Raw genomic sequence first — 17,208 nt, forward strand, 5'->3', positions numbered from 1 at the left:
GTATGTTGTCAGCAATATTCCAAATTAAATTAGAATTTTCTTGGACATTAATATTTGTTTGATCAAAACGGTCAACAGTTTGCAAAATCATAACCTCTTTCAATTTTTAAATTTCTATATATTCTTGAGCAATTTCTTTTTGTAAAGCCATTTTCAAATTCGTTTTCGTAATTTTTAATTTATTGTGACTATTGGTTAAACGAACGACTTTTGGATAACCTTCTTCATTTTCCATTTTCGATAAAATACTACTCGCACCACAATTTCCCTTTGTCGAATGAGGGACTGGTCCAAATAAGACTAGTCGATAGTTCGGATTATAATGCATCTTTTTATACTGATATTTTTCAGCCTCATTATAATCCAATACCAATTCCACTCGATCTATTGAAAGCCCATAGCTTTTGAAAATTCCATAGATATCATTGGTTTTAACCGAAGAATCCCCAATAATAACTATCTTCCCATCAGGAAATGTTTCATAAAATGATTCTTCTTTCGCCGGGAGTAAATCAGACATTCCAATTTCACTTAGATACCCTTCAAGATAGTCATTGTCATAAGCATCTTTTAAGTTTCGTTGCAGTTGAAAAGCAGCTTGTGTTAGTACCTCATAAAATTCATTATGTGATATTTTCATTATAATACCTTCTCAATTAATTCTTTTCTTCTTTGAGAGATGATTTCTTTTTGTCTGTCTAATAAATCAAGTTGTTCTTCGTATTCTAGATACTCCTTTACTAAAGTATCTTGTTCTTCTCTTGAGAGATTTGGAATTAAGATGGTTTTTAAATTTTTAATACTGATTGTCTCAATGACTGAACCAGTAGATAATCGTTCTAATTGCGCTTGACCCTCGTCACTCTTTAAATACATCTCAATAAATGTTGGATTGACTTTATCCTCATCTATCTCAATATAATATAAATTACCTGTTGCTAAAATCTTAGTGTTCTTAGAATTTTCGACCCTCGCAATTTTATACGGGCTAGACTTGGATATCACAAGATTTCCCTCTTCTAAAAAGTAATTGTGATATTTTTCGTCTACATTTTTTAAATTAGGTAAATTTTTATTAATTGAAGCATTCTCAATATCTTGGATTTTTAAATACTTTATACCTGTTTCTTTGGTTGTAGTCATTGTGTCAAGTTCTTTACGACTAATCATCGCGCCTCGGTTAATGCTTCGAGTTAGATCATCAATTGGTGTCATTTTACTAGCATCTGGAATAAAACCAAAATAACGAATAGGTGTTAAGATGAATTCTTGTTTTTCGAAGTCTTCATAAGTGAGATGCTTACTTATTTCGTTTTCTTGTTTATATGCTGCCACTATTTCTTGAATATTCTTATTCGTTAAGATGTTTTTCTTTTGATCTCTCGTACTAATCTCACTCGCGTCAACCATTCTTACCGTTTCATTATTTTCACTAAATATTAATAGCGTAAAAGGTATAGCGGTAGAAGGAAATAGTTTTTCCGGCAGAGCTATGATGGCTTCTAGCCAGCCTTCTGAAATAATTTTTTCACGAATATCATGATCTTGCTCTCTAAACAAGACTTGATTATACATGAGTACAGCTGTTTTCCCCCCTGGCTTTTGATTCGCATACGAACTGAGAATGAAAGCCCAGTCAGCTGATATATTATACTCCTCAATATCAATCAATTCCGTCAATGCATTATTATCTTTTATTGTATCATCAATTCCAGGTTCTCGAACGCCTACTGGAGGATTCGAAAAAACTTTTGTTGCTTTAAAAGATCTATAATCTTGACTTAATATATTTCCTAACTTTAATTGAATTGGGAATTGAGCTACTTTTGCTCGAATGGTTGAAATAATATTCATTTGAATATTAATTTCCACTCCACAAACCTTCTCAGCTCCTGTCTCCATTTTAGTTTCCAGTAAATAAGAACCAATACCCGATCCTAAATCTAAAACTGTATCATCCGACTGAACCTCTAATAATTCATTCACTAGTTTCGTCACACCTAAAGGGGTTCCAGATAAATTACTTCTTATATCATTGTCTTCGCTGAATAAAATAATTGCTTTTAAAGTGTTCTCATCATAGTTATCTGAGACCTGTTCTATAATCTCAAAAGGTACTTTTTTAATCACTCGTTTGAGTTGGTTTAATGTATACTCGTCATTAAAATCTGAAGCTACAGATTCTATTAACTCTTCTTTTGATGATAATGGTTTATAATTTAATGCCAAATAACTAAGCTGTATGAGTAGAAAGATAGAGGTTTCTTCTTGAATGTTCCCTCTTATACGATTCAGTATATCAAAAGCTTCCTTCTCGTAGCTAACGTTTTTCAGTTCTTTATATGTTGTGCAATTCACGTCATTACCTCCTGTGGTTATTCATAATCATTTAACTTGAGGTAATCATACAACAGAACCATATATTTGTAAATGGTTATTTATAATCACTTTAAAAGATTGTAAAAAAAAGAACTGAAAGTTAATTATCCTTCAGTTCTTTTAATACTTCATTTAATCTGAATGCTCTTGAAATTAATCATCATCATTAGACATATAACTCATTTTTAATTTTATCATATGCTTTAGGTAAAGCTTCAGTCAGTAATTTATCCGATAAAATGATAGAATCATTTGAAGTATTCATTCCTTCATTCCACATAACCGGTTGAACAATTACTTTGTGAGATTTGCCTTTATGAGTTACTTGATTTCCATTTATAGTAAATGCATCAGTACTTTCTGATAATTCTTGTAAAGGTAATAATAATCTTGATTGTTCTTTTCTAGATAATTCAGTCGCTAACTTACCTTCTCGACACCAATCCAATAACTGTTTTCCAAGATTCCGGTCTAAAAATTGCTGAACTCTTTGATTTCCGAAATGATTTAAACAATCGTGACAGGATGTGTCACAATTACTTGGGCATTTCAATACATTAGAAGTCGCTCTAATGAGTTGACTAATCTTGTCCTCTAACATTGAACAATATCCAGCTCCCGATGATAGACTATCAAACAGATAAATATCAATAAAAGTTTTATTTCTCGAAATCCTTACCCTATATCCTCCATTGATATCATTAAAATCAGTATCCAGTATATCTGTCGCTGCCAGTTGCATTGCCTCTGTTAGAGTTTGAGCTGCGCTTCTTAACCACATACCATTTAAATTGGTATTAATTTTTCTGTTATCTAGTTCTATCTCTAACAGAATCATATCCGTATTGAATTCTGCACCAATCACCACATGCTCGTAAGAGTGTTTACAGCTTTGATGTTCGCCTCTGTATGGACGTTTGAGGTATGAATTATTCTCATCATTATCATCATATGGTGCTGCTGCTCCACAGTTTCGACAAATACTAAAGCCTTCGTTACTTGGTCCCATATTGATAACATTTAATTTTTGATCGATTAATCGACCATATCTTAAATACTTAGTCGAAGATTCATTATTCATATCTTCTGATCGAATAGCTGCTGAATAACTAGGGGTATTCGCATATGAATATTGCTCAGTAACTTTTAACTCATTTTCATTTTTACCATTTCTAGGTGCAAAGCCCCATGGTATAAGGAGCGACTGCTCTTGAATATTTCCTGTCTTACAAAATGGACAGATTTCAGTTGACTCCTCTTTACTGCTATTCCAATTACAATATCTATTGGAACATACGTAAATAGTTTTCAAGTGGCTTGCATTTTCGAAATAATCTTTTGCTGGAGTTTTAGAATTACTATTTCTTCTTTTAGAGTAGTGGTTATAAACGCCTCCAGAAACATATGTCTTTTTATCTATAACTATTTTTCTTCCGGGTGCGTACTCACTTATGGCCACATCAATCGGCCTATCTGGTCTTTGATCGACTTTCTCACCTTTAGAATTTTCTACTGTGAACCCAATGACATTTCTTGCAAATGAATAATTAGGGAATAAGGCTTCTTCTAACATGACATCTAATAAAGATTTGGTCGTACCTCTTTCATTTATATAATTAATTTCGTTTTTATCAAAGTCTTCTTTAATTTTTAACAAACAATTTTCTAATTCCGTTTTTACTTCTTCAAAATTTATTTCAACTTTATAAGGAATTAATCGGTGATAGTCTAAGTCACTTAAGTTTAATTTAGATAAGTAATTAGTAAAATTATTAAAGTATTCATTAAAGAAAGTATCTAATCGAACAGCATTCACATCTATGTAATCTCTTCTCAAATAACTAGATAAAAGAACTACATTTAAATGTCTTCGAATTAATTTGATATTATTTACGTCAATATCTGGAGTTCTCGGTTCACCTGAAATGATTCTTTCTGGATTATAGAAGTAATAATTGTCATGCGGACCATTATTTATAAAAGTAACAATTGTTGAAATCGCGCTACTTCTTCGACCTGCTCGTCCAGCTCTTTGCTGATAGTTTTCTCTCATAGGTGGGATATTTCTCAGACCAACAGCTGTCAAGGACCCTATATCAATTCCAACTTCCATAGTAGTTGTACAGCTTAAAATATCTACTGGCGCTTTTCCTTCAATTGGTACATCTTGAAAGAGTAATTCATACTCTTCTGTTGTAGACCACATATTATCCATTTGATCTTTGTGGGATAATTGTGCCGTATGTTCTTCTGTATTAATTCTTCTCATAGCCGTCTTATCATCTTTTTCAATCGCTTCAATAATTGGATCTCTATAGAACGAAATCCCTTCGTACTCTGATTTTTTCATGATAAATGTTGAGTCTTCAGCAAAACACTGTAAACAAGTCTCTTCAATTGAAAAAGGAAACACTTTATTACATACGCTACACTTATACCATTCATGATCGGGTTCATAAGTGAGTGATACCATATCAGGCCTGATGAATAAATGACTATCACTACGATTGTTATTCGTATCTAGTGTGGTCATGAATGCTTCTTTCAGTATCTCGATTTCTTCATTAGTTAGCTGAAGATTTTTTAATAACTTCGTAAAATTTCTATTGAAAATAGTATCTTCGGTAATTCCTGTTTGACGACTGAATCTTCTTTCCAATGAAGAATGGACATCATTACTTATGGCATGATTATATGCTAGATTATCTACAATCTTCTGATTTGCCCAAGCTGAGTATAATTCCTTAGAGATATCTTCTCCTAAAATAGTTGTTTTGCCAGTGTCTTCTTCGTATTTATCGATAGGTCTATAAAAATCCCTATCTTCAAAAGGTTCGATCCATCCTAAACCTAAATCCGTTAAAGATCGAAATTGGTTAGATAAGAAACTTAAAACATATTTGGAAAACATTTGAGATTCCGTATCGAAACTTCTTTTTAAATTTTCATCTTTTGAATGATTTTCTCTCCTACTCGAACGTCTTCTTCTAGTTCTTCGTTCATTTGCTGGTTCCTCCATTTTACTGATTTCATTTTTGTACTTCTCAATTTCATTTTTTAATTGGATTTCTTCATCTCCATAAAAAAATTGGAGTTCACTATCTGCAGCAACTTCCAAGAATTTAATGTATAAGTAATCCATCGATTGATAATCTTCTTTTGATTCTTGAACTAAAGCTGCAGCTTTAACAACAGCTTTTCGTAGGGCTTCTTCATCTGCTGCTTTTGTTAATTCTTTAGCTAAAGATGCGGCTCTTTGTCTACTATCTGAGAATAATAATACTTTTCTTCCACCATTTGGATTATGCTCTAGCTGTTCTTTTTCAAAAATTGTTTGTGGTTGTAATTTTAATTGCTCTGATACTAAATTGTAGAAAGATTGATTTCCTTTCGTACTAAAATCAGTTAAATTACTTCGTACATTACAATTTGGACAATTTTTTTCTTCACCGTAAACACCTTGTGGATTATAAAAAACTCGAATATAATTTGGATTATTAGTATAAATATCATTTCGTTCAACTTTTCCTGTGATGATATTCAACCATATACTTTCATCGTCCTTATTGCCTTGTCTAAATATTCCATTCGAAGGAATATATAAATAAATATCTTGATACTCTTCCTCTGATAAGCTTCCTTTTGTACTCCAGAAGAAATCATGGACTAAACTATGTTTATTAATATAGGCCTTGAAATAAATTGCTCCACAACGACGATGATTAACTAATTCATAAATTTTTCCACCACATTCACAAATAGTATCTTGTCTATTTAGATAAACTTTACCAAAAGGTAAATTACTTTCTTTTTCTTTTAGACTACAGTTTGGATTAGCACAAGCAAATATACCTTGTAAACCTCTAAACATCATGTGCAGTCTCGTTGGAAATAAAACTTGCCCTTCTTTACTTTTCGCTAAAGGAGCTATCGCTAAGATAACATTCGTAGCTTTCTCTGCTGTATCTACTTTAACATTCGGAAATATCTTTTGCGCTAATTTAGTAAATTTCAGCGCATTACCTTGAATATGGTTGATAATTTTTAACAGTGGATCAAACTCATGAAGTTCATCATAAAGCCAATTTTGTATTGACTCTTGAGACGAAAAGTCACATTTTTGTACATCTAATCCTATAACATGACCGAATTCTTCAATAGCTTCAGCCGTTTCTTGCTCATCTCCTTGAAATCTATCAATAGAAAAACTAGCAAGTGTTTCAGCATCCGCAGTAATCTTCCCGTTATTATTGAACTTTCGGACATCCCCAGTAATAATTTTAAATGTTTCATCTTCTGTATTTCTAGCCGTTAAGTCGCAAGCAAATTGATTAACAGCTTCTTGATTATCTGGAATACTAGCACTAGTTAAAATAAATTGTATCTTGTCACTATCTAGATTTAAACGGTGCATTAAACGTCTAATTAAAAGAGCAACTTCTCCTCCAGGTGCACCCTTATACATATGAGCTTCATCTATAATAAAAAGTAATTTGTTTTCTGATTCTTCTTCTAGCCACATTTTAGTATTGTCCCAGAAGCTACTCTCTTCTATACGCATCAACATATACTCTAGCATTGAATAGTTTGTGATAAGAATATCTGGTGTATTTTCTTGCATCTCTAAACGTGTGACCATCTCGGCATCACGTTCATCCGTAATATGTTTGCCATCTTCGATATTCTCTATGAAAGCTTCAAGATTATATTTGGCTGGATATTTCCCCATTTCAATTAATTGTTTCTTAACCTCTTCATCTTTACCTAATAAATCTTTTCTCAAAGTATTGGCTAAATTGGTATTTTTAATTTTATCACTTTTTCCTGGATACGGCGTTCTACCTGTATACATCCCAAATTGCGGAATTCTTTCACCATCTGTTATTTTATTAAATAAATCGTAAAACACACCGTCTTCATCACCAATCATATTTCTTAATCGACTCATTTGATCAGCTACTAACGCGTTCATTGGATAGAGCATAATTGCACGAATACCACGTTTACGCCAAGATTTTGGTGAGGATTGAGCTTCATTAATCAATTTTGTAACCATTGGCCAAGTAAAACATTCTGTTTTACCTGAACCTGTTCCTGTCGCCACAAGTAAATCTTTTCCATTATAGAAATTCTCGACAGCGTCTACTTGGTGTTTATACGGAGTATTATATACGCCTAATTGGTTATCGATAAGTTTACCAAGTATATCTTTTACATTCTGAGGTATATTCTCATTTTGTGTTAACCCATTTTCATGGATAAGGTAAGATGGATTTGCTTCTATAAAAGGTTCTTGCCATAGTACTTCTTGTTCTTCTAAATCTTTTTTTATTTCATTTCTTAGTGCGTCATTTCTTCCTAAATATTCTGTTTCAATGTATTTAAATAAACGTTCTTTCAGTCTTGTATGTGTATTCTGAATTGTATATTGATTCATACTAAGTTTCCTCCAATTTATAACCTAACATTTGAATTGTTCTCGCTACTATATCCCATAATTCCAACGGAACGATAAAAGACCAACTATCTAATATATGATTTTTTGGCCATGCGTATGTCGTGAGAAATGACTCTTCATACCTTGGTAAATTATATTCCAAGTTTAGTTCAACAATATCATGAACTATTTTATATTCAGCTGCTAGTGGGTTCTCATTAAGCTGTCTTAAACCTGAAATCAGTCTATAGTGAAAACCTTGTTTAATTAACTCTTCGTGTATTGGATATTGATAGAAATTATCTGCTCGTTTTAAAAGTAATAAATAGTCCCAATAATTCACCTGTTTTGTTTCTTTTCTTAGTAAATGAATCTCGGAATCCAAACGGCCATTTGAAATCCAGTTTTTTTCATATTTGTTGTTTTTGTGTACATTAAATACTTCATATTTAAAATCTAACTTTAGTATTTTAGTATAATAAGATGGCTTCTTAAACTCATTAACTAATTCTAAAGAGTTTTCTATTTGTAAAGTTGACTGAGATTTGTTTATTGCTTTAATAATTTTTGTAAGACCCACATATTTAAACTCAGTGTTCGGAGTAGATATTTCAATTAGTCGACTAACATTTTTATCTAATGGAATTATTTTTTTCCTAGCCAGTGTAATATTCCCATCTAAATCAACTTCATTTATTTCACTAGCTGCAATAAGACGATTCCTTATTATATGTATCGGATCAATATTCTTATCTGGATACATCCAATATGATACACTTGGAAACAGATTGATATATTCATCTAAAATTTCAGAAGTTCTTCGATAATGATAATTCTTGGACTTTATTTCAGCCTCATTTTCATGAATCATATGGTCCAGCAATATATATTTCATCCATACTGAGACGGCTGAATATACTATTCTTGAATGAAACTCTTCAGGCGATTCTGTAGAATATTTTCTAATATTTAAATCGTAAGATATATCTTCAATTAATTGTTGATACAAATTAAACACCTACTTGTAATACTTCAGTAAATCTTCCTCAATACCAAGACGATTTAAGTAAGATTCTAGTTCTGAGATCCGTTCTCTATTCATTGTTAATATTTGATGATTCAAAGGCATGTTCTTCATCGTAGTCATTTCAAAATGTTTATCTATTATCTCTTTATATAAGGCCGTATATACTTCCATTATATATAAAAATTCCTCTTGGACGTATCGAGTAAACAAACACTCTTCTGTCATTCTACTATAAAAATTTGAAGACAGCTTTTCTGTACTAATATCGGCTTTTGATACGTCAATATTTATTTCGTTGGATTTTTTCCAATGCTTTTCCAGGGCTAAATCGAAATGATCTATAGGATTTAAATAACCACAATAATTCCAAAGATTATCAGAAAATAAGCTTAATGATTTTTCATCATTAATCGTAAATATAATATTTTTATTTTTACTTTGATTAATTAATGTATTTACAGCTGATTCATTGAACATATCTAAGTGACCTTTTATAAGAACATATCTATCTTCATTATGATGAATTTGTTCGATCAGCCAATTTAAATCATAACATTCATTTAATATACTTATTGTTTTAACTGGCTTGCCTGTCACAATTAATGATAAAGCATTCGCAATATCTTCAGAATGAAATTCAGGAAGTATAATGAACTTATGCGTATTTAATAGTGCAATTAATATAGTAGTGTATCTTTGGGCATTCGAAGTATCCATAAAATTTTCGAGATTATATTTTATTCCTTCAAAAATATCAACAATACTGTCACTCGTCTGTAAATCAACATTCTCAAAATTTTCTGGTATATGTTCAATAACTCCAGAGTTGTTGCCGCTATTTCCTTGACTAGCTCCTGCAAAAGCAGATAGCTTAAACTGTTCAACGATATTTTTTTGAAAACTAGTTAATTCTTGTTTTATCTGTGTTTCAATAGTTGCTTTCTTTTCCATTAATTCTTTTAACTCATTAGTAATGGCTTTAGATTCGACTTCAATATCGGTCAATTCAGTAGTTATCCTGTTTAATTCTTTCTTTTTTTCATCGTATTGAGCTTCTACTGTCTGTAATTCATTTTCTTTTTTTAATAAATTTTCATTAGCTCGTAACATCCATTTAGCTTCAATTTTTTCTTCAAGCTCATTTGAAATCAAAGGGCTCTTTTCAAGAATTTCTAATAGAAATTCCATTTCAGTAATTTCAGATCGCTTAATAAAGTCTATTATATTAGTTATATTCTCTATAAAAATATCGCTTGCTACCGAAAGTTTTTCACCTTCAATAGTGAAGAAGCGTTCAACTATCGTATAGTTGTCTTCAATATATTCTAACTCTGTCATAAGATTTGCTCTTATTTGTTTAGAGTACTTGTTACGCATCTCTGTATTTTTTAAATAATTTGAAAAGAAACCAATTGTATAATCTTCGGGATCTCGCAATTGAAACTTTTTCGTGCTTTCTGGTAGAATCACTGAATTATAAAAATATCGTAGTTTATCCGGATTATACCATTTTAACTTATTCCGGAGTGTTTCTGTTGATATTAACTGGTCATTATAAATATATATAAGGTCAAATTCAGTAACTGTATTCTTCAGATCTCTTATTTGCTTTTCAATATGGTATTTTCCTTCTTCATATTTAAAAGCTTTTTTATCACAAAGTAAGACTCGATAAGATTCTGATGTTACATCTAAGACTAGTAAAAAATATCTTGCTATTCCTTCAGGTAAACTTATCCCGTTATATAATACTTGTCTTAATTGCTTATCACTTAATGGTTGGTGGATTAATTCCTCTGAAAACAATACTTCATAAATATAGCCAAAACGTAGCTCTTGATAAAATGACATCTGTTTCAACTCATCTAATGGAATCCATTTTCTTATTTCAACCTCTTCGGCGATGCCTTCTACTTTAGATGAATAGATTTGAACAGGAGTTTCACTTGTATAATCATATTTAGCTTGAGTGAACTCTCGATATTGTGGGTCATAATCAGCAATTCTATATAAAGAGTTCGAACCTTGTAAGTTAGGCAATGCCAGACACAGTGAATAATTAAATTCTTTATTCATTCTTCTAGATCTCCTTTAATAATTCATGAATTGTATATGGAATAGTATTAGAATGTAATATATTTTTAAATGCATGAAAAAAAATTTGATTTTCATTTATAATATGATAGATTTTTTCTCGATTACTCGCTGTAAGAACCACTTTTTTTTGAGGAATCTGTGACAATAAGTTAAGCTCACTTACCGAAAAACCAAAGTTGCTTTTTAACTTTTCAATGTTTATTGTTGATATCAAATTATCATTATTTAAAAGGTAAATCATATCCCCATAGCTGAGTTCTCTCCATTTAATGAGGTTCATTTTGAATTTTCTAGTATCTATCCTTTTATTTGAATCTATGATAAGACTAGTTAGTTTTACATTGGTTACTAATTCAAGATTTAAATCCTCACTATATCCCACTTGTTTCAATTCATTCATAGTTTTTTTATTGTTTAGTTGAATATCTTTTCCTTTATATTCATGATGTTTAAGCTTTATATTTATACCAGTTGAAGTAATCTTTCGATCCATATTCAATTGTGTTTCACTTTCAGAAAGATTATAATTTAAATAGTTTATACCTTTATAATACGTTGTCTTCAATTGTTGCGGATGCTTATATCCATCATCTTGATACATATAAATATTGGGAGTACTATTTACTGAGTGAACAACATTATGCACCCTACCTTTAGCAGATATAAAATACCCTTCCTCTGTTTTAATACTCGGTGGCCAAAGAAAGTTTATTTTATTCTTACTTTCTAGTAATATAACTTTTAATTTCTCATGTAAGACTTGAGATAACCGTTTAAAGTTAGAATAATCCTTCTCATCTTTTATAAAGACCACTTTATAAATATAATGAGGTTTATTTTTTAAGAGAATTTCTCCTTCCAACTCTATATTCTTTTCTAAAAGATTATTTTTACATAATTTTCTAGGTGATAACCAAAGATACTCTTCATCTGAATATATAGTATCGCCATGTCGGATACTTTTACCTACATTTGAATTTACAGAAAATAAAACCCCTGCTTCTAAGACCGGATCAATAAAATTTGCCCATTTATTAATTGATGAAGGGACGTTTTTATATTGAATAAGAAAAGGTTTTTTAAATGCTGGATACTGATCAATCTTAAATAAACTTAATTCTCCTATTGGAAAATTAAAGCGATCAATATTTATTCGCTTACTGCTTTTACCGTAAATTACCTCTAGATATGCCTTCTGGCTCTCAGCGATCATCAAACTTTCATTACTTATAGCTTTTAATCCAATATTTAACTCGTAGCCATTTATTTTAGATTTGGTCAGATATAACGGCACCCCTAAACGTTCATAAATAGTTAAGTTCGAATTTCCATCTACTCTTAAATCACAATCTTTATAGATTTCGCTTCTCATATAATGTGCAAAGTAACTCTTCTGCTTATCACTAAACCTTAAAAAAACATCTTCACCACATTCAGGACAAATAAATGTGCCTCTCTTATATTTTTTCCGTTTCGTTAACTCTTCAGCCACTACCTCTTTTTGTTTGCCAGCTATTTCTAAAGAAATTGCTGTATCCACTATCTTTCACCTCCAACTCTAAAAACTACCACCCGTAAATAAAACGCTCTCATTTCTAGGAGTCTTACTATCTCTTTTTTAGTTGCGTTTTGTTATTTTTGAAACAACTGCTAAACGATTTTTACCGCATTGTTGTCTTATTATCGTTGTATATTCATTGTTCTTAATAATTTTATCTTGATTATTTTTATATATTATCATTATATTCTCTTCTAATTCTTCATCAGTGAGATTATCTACCCAATATTCATCAACTATTTCATTAATTACAGCTGCAACTTCGCGTTGAGTGCGATAAAACTTTTTCACTTCCACAGAATCACCCCTGTTTTATTAGATTCTTACTTTTATTATACTTTAGATATATATCTTTAGCCATCACTCTTTAATAAGAAATACTCTAGTCCTTTATTAACTTTCATCTCATTTCTTTATACTCATCCGCATACACTTCCTGTCCATCCTTATAAGCAACGATTTGACAAATATTGAGTTGCTCTGAACTAATGTAAGCATGCAATTCTTGTTTATTCATAGATTTCCCCTCGCATTCTCTCCTAAGAATGAAGGCATTAAAAATTGAATGCAATATCTTTTTTATTTTTAGGATTTGATAATAGAATAATTAAAAAAAGAAGCTTAGATTATTAATCTGACTACTGTCAAATCAACGTTTCTAAGCTTCTTTTCGTTTATCTCTTATGGAGATGGCGGGAGTCGAACCCGCGTCCAAACATATCGGCACTTCCAAGTCTACGCTCATAGCCATACTATTTAGGATTCGCATTTTGTTAGCCGTCTGGCAGGCGTTACAAAACGCTAACCTGATTAATCTCTCCCGATTCCTCCAGGTGGAAAGTCACGGTGTAGTCCACTGATTATGGGACCCTTGCTTGAGCACATGGACGATGCCAAGAGGATCTTAGCTAGCTGTTATTAAGCAGCGAAAGCTAAAGTGTTATTGTTTGTTTTGTCAGTTATATTTAACTGGAACGTTTTTGCGTAGCCGTAACCTACGGAGCGCGTCAAAAGCTCGACCTATGCCTGTCGAATCCGTAACATCCCCTCTATAAAATAATAAAGGGTACTCTTACTGAGTACCCTTTATTATACACGTTTCTATGTTATTTTCAAGTTTACTGCTCTTGTAACGGCAGTTCGTCATCCTTATCCACGTCTGTTGGCAGAATCTTGTGAACTTCAGGCTCTTGTTCGTTGTTATTGATATTATCAGGTGCGAAGTGCTCTACGCTATTGAATTTTTCCAAATGATAAAAACCATCATAATAGCTGACAACCGAAATGCTGGCATTGTCCAGATGACGATCAATTTGGAACTCCGGTATTAACGCATGAATCATATTGCGAATAGTCATACCATGACACACCACCAAAATATTGCGGCCTGTTTCGCGGTGTTCGTTGATTAATTTGATTAATCCTCTTTCCACGCGTGTCCAGAATGTCAGGTAATCTTCTGCTTCGTGATACGGATCCATGGCTTTCATACCGTTTAATTCTTCAATAACAGATTTATCGTTGCGATAATCCATGCCCTCTTCATAACCAAGGAACTTCCATAGATTTTCCCATGTCTCCGTTGCATCCATCCCTTCAAATGAACCAAAGAATATTTCTCTGAATTCAGGCATGGCTACTACTGGAGGCATCTCTTCTTTATGTTGATTCTCGTTTACTATTATTTGAGCCGTTTCAAATGTTCTTCTTAAGTCACTGCAGTAAACAGCATCGAATTTTACATCTGCTAACCCAGCACCACTACGCGCAACGTCTCTTTTCCCGCGGTTGGTAAGTGGTGTATCGGACCACCCTTGCATACGATGATACTTATTTAAGTAGGTCTCACCGTGGCGCATAAAATAAAATGTAACACCTTTTGACATAGTCCACCTCGTAGCTTATTTATTTACTAACTTTCTCTACTAATCTACCATCATAATAAGCTGCAAGCAAGGCTTGAAGGTCATTTACCTGTTCAGTTAATCGTTGACCCACATCTGTTTCGCGTACAGTCTTACGCTCGAGCTCTTTGTCAACAATCCGACGGGTCGAAACGATGTCGCTTTCGTTTACTAAGGCATCTTTAACCGAAGTAAACGGTTGGTGCGAAACTAACTGCATGCCAAATGAATTATAAAGCAACGTGTAGCCAGCTAGACCGGTTGTTGCCTGATAAGCTTTTGAGAATCCGCCATCGATTACAATCAACTTCCCGTTTGCTTTCAGCGGGTTTTCGCCTCGATTTTCTTTTACCGGTGTATGGCCGTTAATGATATGGCCTTTACAGGAGTCTAATCCAAATTCGGTCAGAATCATATTACATAATTCAATATTATGACGTTGTTTGTAATAAGCATTTTTGTGTTCAAAATGCGTCGCTTTATCCTCGACGTACAGACGTTCGAACGTGGTCATCTTATCCTTGCCAAATAATGAGGAGGCTTTTCCTTCCCACTGATACCAAACGTAATCGAGGTAGCGGTTGTTGTCAGAGCCCGCCTCACGATTCAAATACCCTTTCCGGAGAATATCTTCGTATTCGTCCAGCAGCGCTTTACCTTTGTACTTCTTATTATGAATGGTCATTTCCATGAATGTTAAATCATCGTTTATCGGCACACAACCATGGAAAAGGAGATTGTCATTATATTTCAAATACAAGGAGCCTTTACTGTAAAGGAATTGCACATGTTTATGGAGACGCTCACTATTTAAGAAGCCTTCCATCAGACGGTTCACAACCAATTTCTCTTCTTCCGTCAGAGCGTACGGGTCATTTGGATCGATAGTCGGGAAATAATCACAACGAAGCGGATAAACTTTTCCGTCGATTGTAACGGTACCTTCATCATGATTAATTTTATCTAATAGCAGACTTGCTTCCATCTCAAATTCAGGATGGCGTTTGATAATCGCACCTTCCAATTTAAACTGGATAATCGAAATTGCTTGGTTCATTTTCGCAATTTGGCGGATTTCTTCTTGATAGATTTCATCATCTGAATCAGGATTTACTTTCGGTAAAAAAGGTTCATAGCGGTCTTCCGGATATACCATTTCCGAAAACGTCATCAGTGGGCGAAGTGAAATACCGTACGCATCCTCGATAATCTCCAAGTTGTCGTAACGCGCACTGATACGAATCACGTTTGCCATACAGGCAGCAGATCCACTGGCAGCACCCATCCATAAAACGTCATGATTCCCCCACTGGATATCCAATTCGTGGCCATCCATCAGCGTATCAATAATTTTATCCGGATACGGGCCCCGGTCGTAAATATCGCCTACAACGTGAATATGATCGACTACCAGACGTTGGATTACATGCGCAAAAGCGGCAATCAGCTGTTTCCCACGATTTAGTGAGATAACGGTATTGATAATTTTATCGTAATAATGCTCTTTATTGGACATAATGGTGTCTTTGAATAGAAGTTCTTCAATGATATACGCATAGTCCGGCGGCAAGGCTTTTCTCACCTTTGAACGCGTATATTTGGAAACGACAAAAGCACACAGTTCGGTAATGCGTGTCACCGTCAGTGTGTAGAATTCTTCTATTTCTTCTCGCGATGTCAATTCCGATACAATTAAATCAACCTTTTCTTCTGGATAATAGACAATGGTCGCCAATTGATTCATCTCGCGCGTACTCAAACGACCCTGGAAAATCTCTCTAATCTTCTCTTTGATGTTACCGGAACCGTTACGCAACACGTGCTGAACAGCATCATATTCCCCATGCAAATCACTGATGAAATGCTCTGTTGCTTTCGGCAAATTCATGATTGCTTCGAGGTTGATAATTTCAGTTACTGTGTCCGCTATAGTCGAATATTGCTTTGATAACAGCTTTAAGTACTTATCCTTATCTACAACCACAAGGCCCACCCCATTTTCATATTCTGTTCTTATGACTCTATCATAGCTTTTTAATGAAGAAATTAATAGACCAAAGCAAAAAATTGTCATTGTCCGACAATATAGTCGTAACAGAAGCAAGTATAGTGCAAATTGAACGTGCTGTCTTTTATAATCTGACACCTCTTAATGCTTTCTCTCTACTCAGATAGGAAATCTAATTAGCCAGACTCTCAAGTAGAATAGATAATTTCGATTTCTACTTGAGACTTATCAGAGTACGACATATAAATTTATTTTCGAGCGTCTATGTCGCATCTGTGTAACTATTCTGCTCAGCAAAAAGAGGCTCGTCAGCATGACGGGCCTCTTTTACATTTTAGCGATTTTTCATTGCACGATCGATTTCACGCTTCATATCTTTTTGTTTCAGAGATTCGCGTTTATCGTATTTTTTCTTACCTTGGGCAATCCCAATTAACACTTTTGCAAAGCCATCTTTCAAATAAACTTTCAAGGGAATAATAGTGACACCCTGCGTTTTTAATTCATTGGCTAAATAGTTTATTTGTTTCTTGTGCAAGAGTAATTTGCGTGTACGCAAAGGATCGTGGTTAAAGATGTTCCCTTGTTCAAAGGGACTGATATGTACATTCTGAAGAATGGCTTCTCCCCCGTGAATGGAAACATAACCATCACGCAAGTTTAGTTTACCATTTCGGATGGATTTAATTTCGGTACCTTTTAACACAATACCCGCCTCAAATGTATCCAAAATCGTATATTCAAAATGCGCTTGACGATTCTGTGCTAAAACTTTCCCTGTCCCTTTTGGCATAAGCT

The 17,208-nt window shown here is 33.2% G+C and carries 10 protein-coding genes, 1 other RNA gene and 1 pseudogene; all 12 read right to left on the reverse strand.

Annotation, left to right across the window (positions count from 1 at the left end; all coding sequences use genetic code 11):
• Positions 1-106 precede the first annotated feature (106 nt).
• On the reverse strand, positions 107-640 hold the full coding sequence (locus G7058_RS01720) for a hypothetical protein (protein ID WP_166061919.1): 534 nt from the start codon (positions 638-640) through the stop codon (positions 107-109).
• A complete protein-coding gene (locus tag G7058_RS01725) occupies positions 640-2,358 on the reverse strand; it encodes an N-6 DNA methylase (RefSeq protein ID WP_166061920.1) in 1,719 nt (572 codons plus the stop codon). The genes G7058_RS01720 and G7058_RS01725 overlap by 1 nt, the downstream gene beginning before the upstream one ends.
• 187 nt (positions 2,359-2,545) lie before the next feature.
• The gene (locus tag G7058_RS01730) at positions 2,546-7,816 is read right to left on the reverse strand and encodes a DEAD/DEAH box helicase (protein WP_166061921.1); all 5,271 of its coding nucleotides are present in this window, start codon (positions 7,814-7,816) and stop codon (positions 2,546-2,548) included.
• A gap of 1 nt (position 7,817) precedes the next feature.
• Entirely contained in the window at positions 7,818-8,825 is a 1,008-nt protein-coding gene (locus tag G7058_RS01735) for a hypothetical protein (protein WP_166061922.1), read from the reverse strand.
• Positions 8,826-8,834: 9 nt separating this feature from the next.
• The gene (locus tag G7058_RS01740; protein WP_166061923.1) at positions 8,835-10,919 is read right to left on the reverse strand and encodes a coiled-coil domain-containing protein; all 2,085 of its coding nucleotides are present in this window, start codon (positions 10,917-10,919) and stop codon (positions 8,835-8,837) included.
• Between the two features lie 4 nt (positions 10,920-10,923).
• The gene (locus G7058_RS01745) at positions 10,924-12,480 is read right to left on the reverse strand and encodes a competence protein CoiA family protein (protein ID WP_166061924.1); all 1,557 of its coding nucleotides are present in this window, start codon (positions 12,478-12,480) and stop codon (positions 10,924-10,926) included.
• A 78-nt stretch (positions 12,481-12,558) separates the two neighbouring features.
• Complete coding sequence (locus G7058_RS01750) at positions 12,559-12,795, reverse strand: TIGR04540 family protein (protein ID WP_166061925.1); 237 nt, start codon at positions 12,793-12,795, stop codon at positions 12,559-12,561.
• Between the two features lie 118 nt (positions 12,796-12,913).
• Positions 12,914-13,015 (reverse strand): annotated as a pseudogene (locus G7058_RS01755) (serine hydrolase domain-containing protein); the annotation flags it as partial.
• Positions 13,016-13,179: 164 nt separating this feature from the next.
• Positions 13,180-13,546: a transfer-messenger RNA gene (gene ssrA / locus G7058_RS01760) on the reverse strand.
• Positions 13,547-13,616: 70 nt separating this feature from the next.
• Positions 13,617-14,384 carry a histidine phosphatase family protein gene (locus tag G7058_RS01765; RefSeq protein ID WP_166061926.1) on the reverse strand — a complete coding sequence of 256 codons (768 nt, stop codon included), beginning with the start codon at positions 14,382-14,384 and terminating at the stop codon, positions 13,617-13,619.
• A gap of 19 nt (positions 14,385-14,403) precedes the next feature.
• On the reverse strand, positions 14,404-16,386 hold the full coding sequence (locus G7058_RS01770) for a fructose-1,6-bisphosphatase (protein WP_227004473.1): 1,983 nt from the start codon (positions 16,384-16,386) through the stop codon (positions 14,404-14,406).
• Between the two features lie 358 nt (positions 16,387-16,744).
• Complete coding sequence (gene smpB, locus G7058_RS01775) at positions 16,745-17,203, reverse strand: SsrA-binding protein SmpB (protein ID WP_166061927.1); 459 nt, start codon at positions 17,201-17,203, stop codon at positions 16,745-16,747.
• Positions 17,204-17,208: the final 5 nt, after the last annotated feature.

The sequence above is a fragment of the Jeotgalibaca porci genome (assembly GCF_011299095.1).
Taxonomy (GTDB): domain Bacteria; phylum Bacillota; class Bacilli; order Lactobacillales; family Aerococcaceae; genus Jeotgalibaca; species Jeotgalibaca porci.

What these genes read in the sequence shown, in the direction of transcription:
- G7058_RS01720 (WP_166061919.1), bottom strand. Translation starts at nt 640, where the DNA reads ATGAAAATATCACATAATGAATTTTATGAGGTACTAACACAAGCTGCT.
- smpB (WP_166061927.1), bottom strand. Translation starts at nt 17,203, where the DNA reads ATGCCAAAAGGGACAGGGAAAGTTTTAGCACAGAATCGTCAAGCGCAT.
- G7058_RS01740 (WP_166061923.1), bottom strand. Translation starts at nt 10,919, where the DNA reads ATGAATAAAGAATTTAATTATTCACTGTGTCTGGCATTGCCTAACTTA.
- G7058_RS01765 (WP_166061926.1), bottom strand. Translation starts at nt 14,384, where the DNA reads ATGTCAAAAGGTGTTACATTTTATTTTATGCGCCACGGTGAGACCTAC.
- G7058_RS01730 (WP_166061921.1), bottom strand. Translation starts at nt 7,816, where the DNA reads ATGAATCAATATACAATTCAGAATACACATACAAGACTGAAAGAACGT.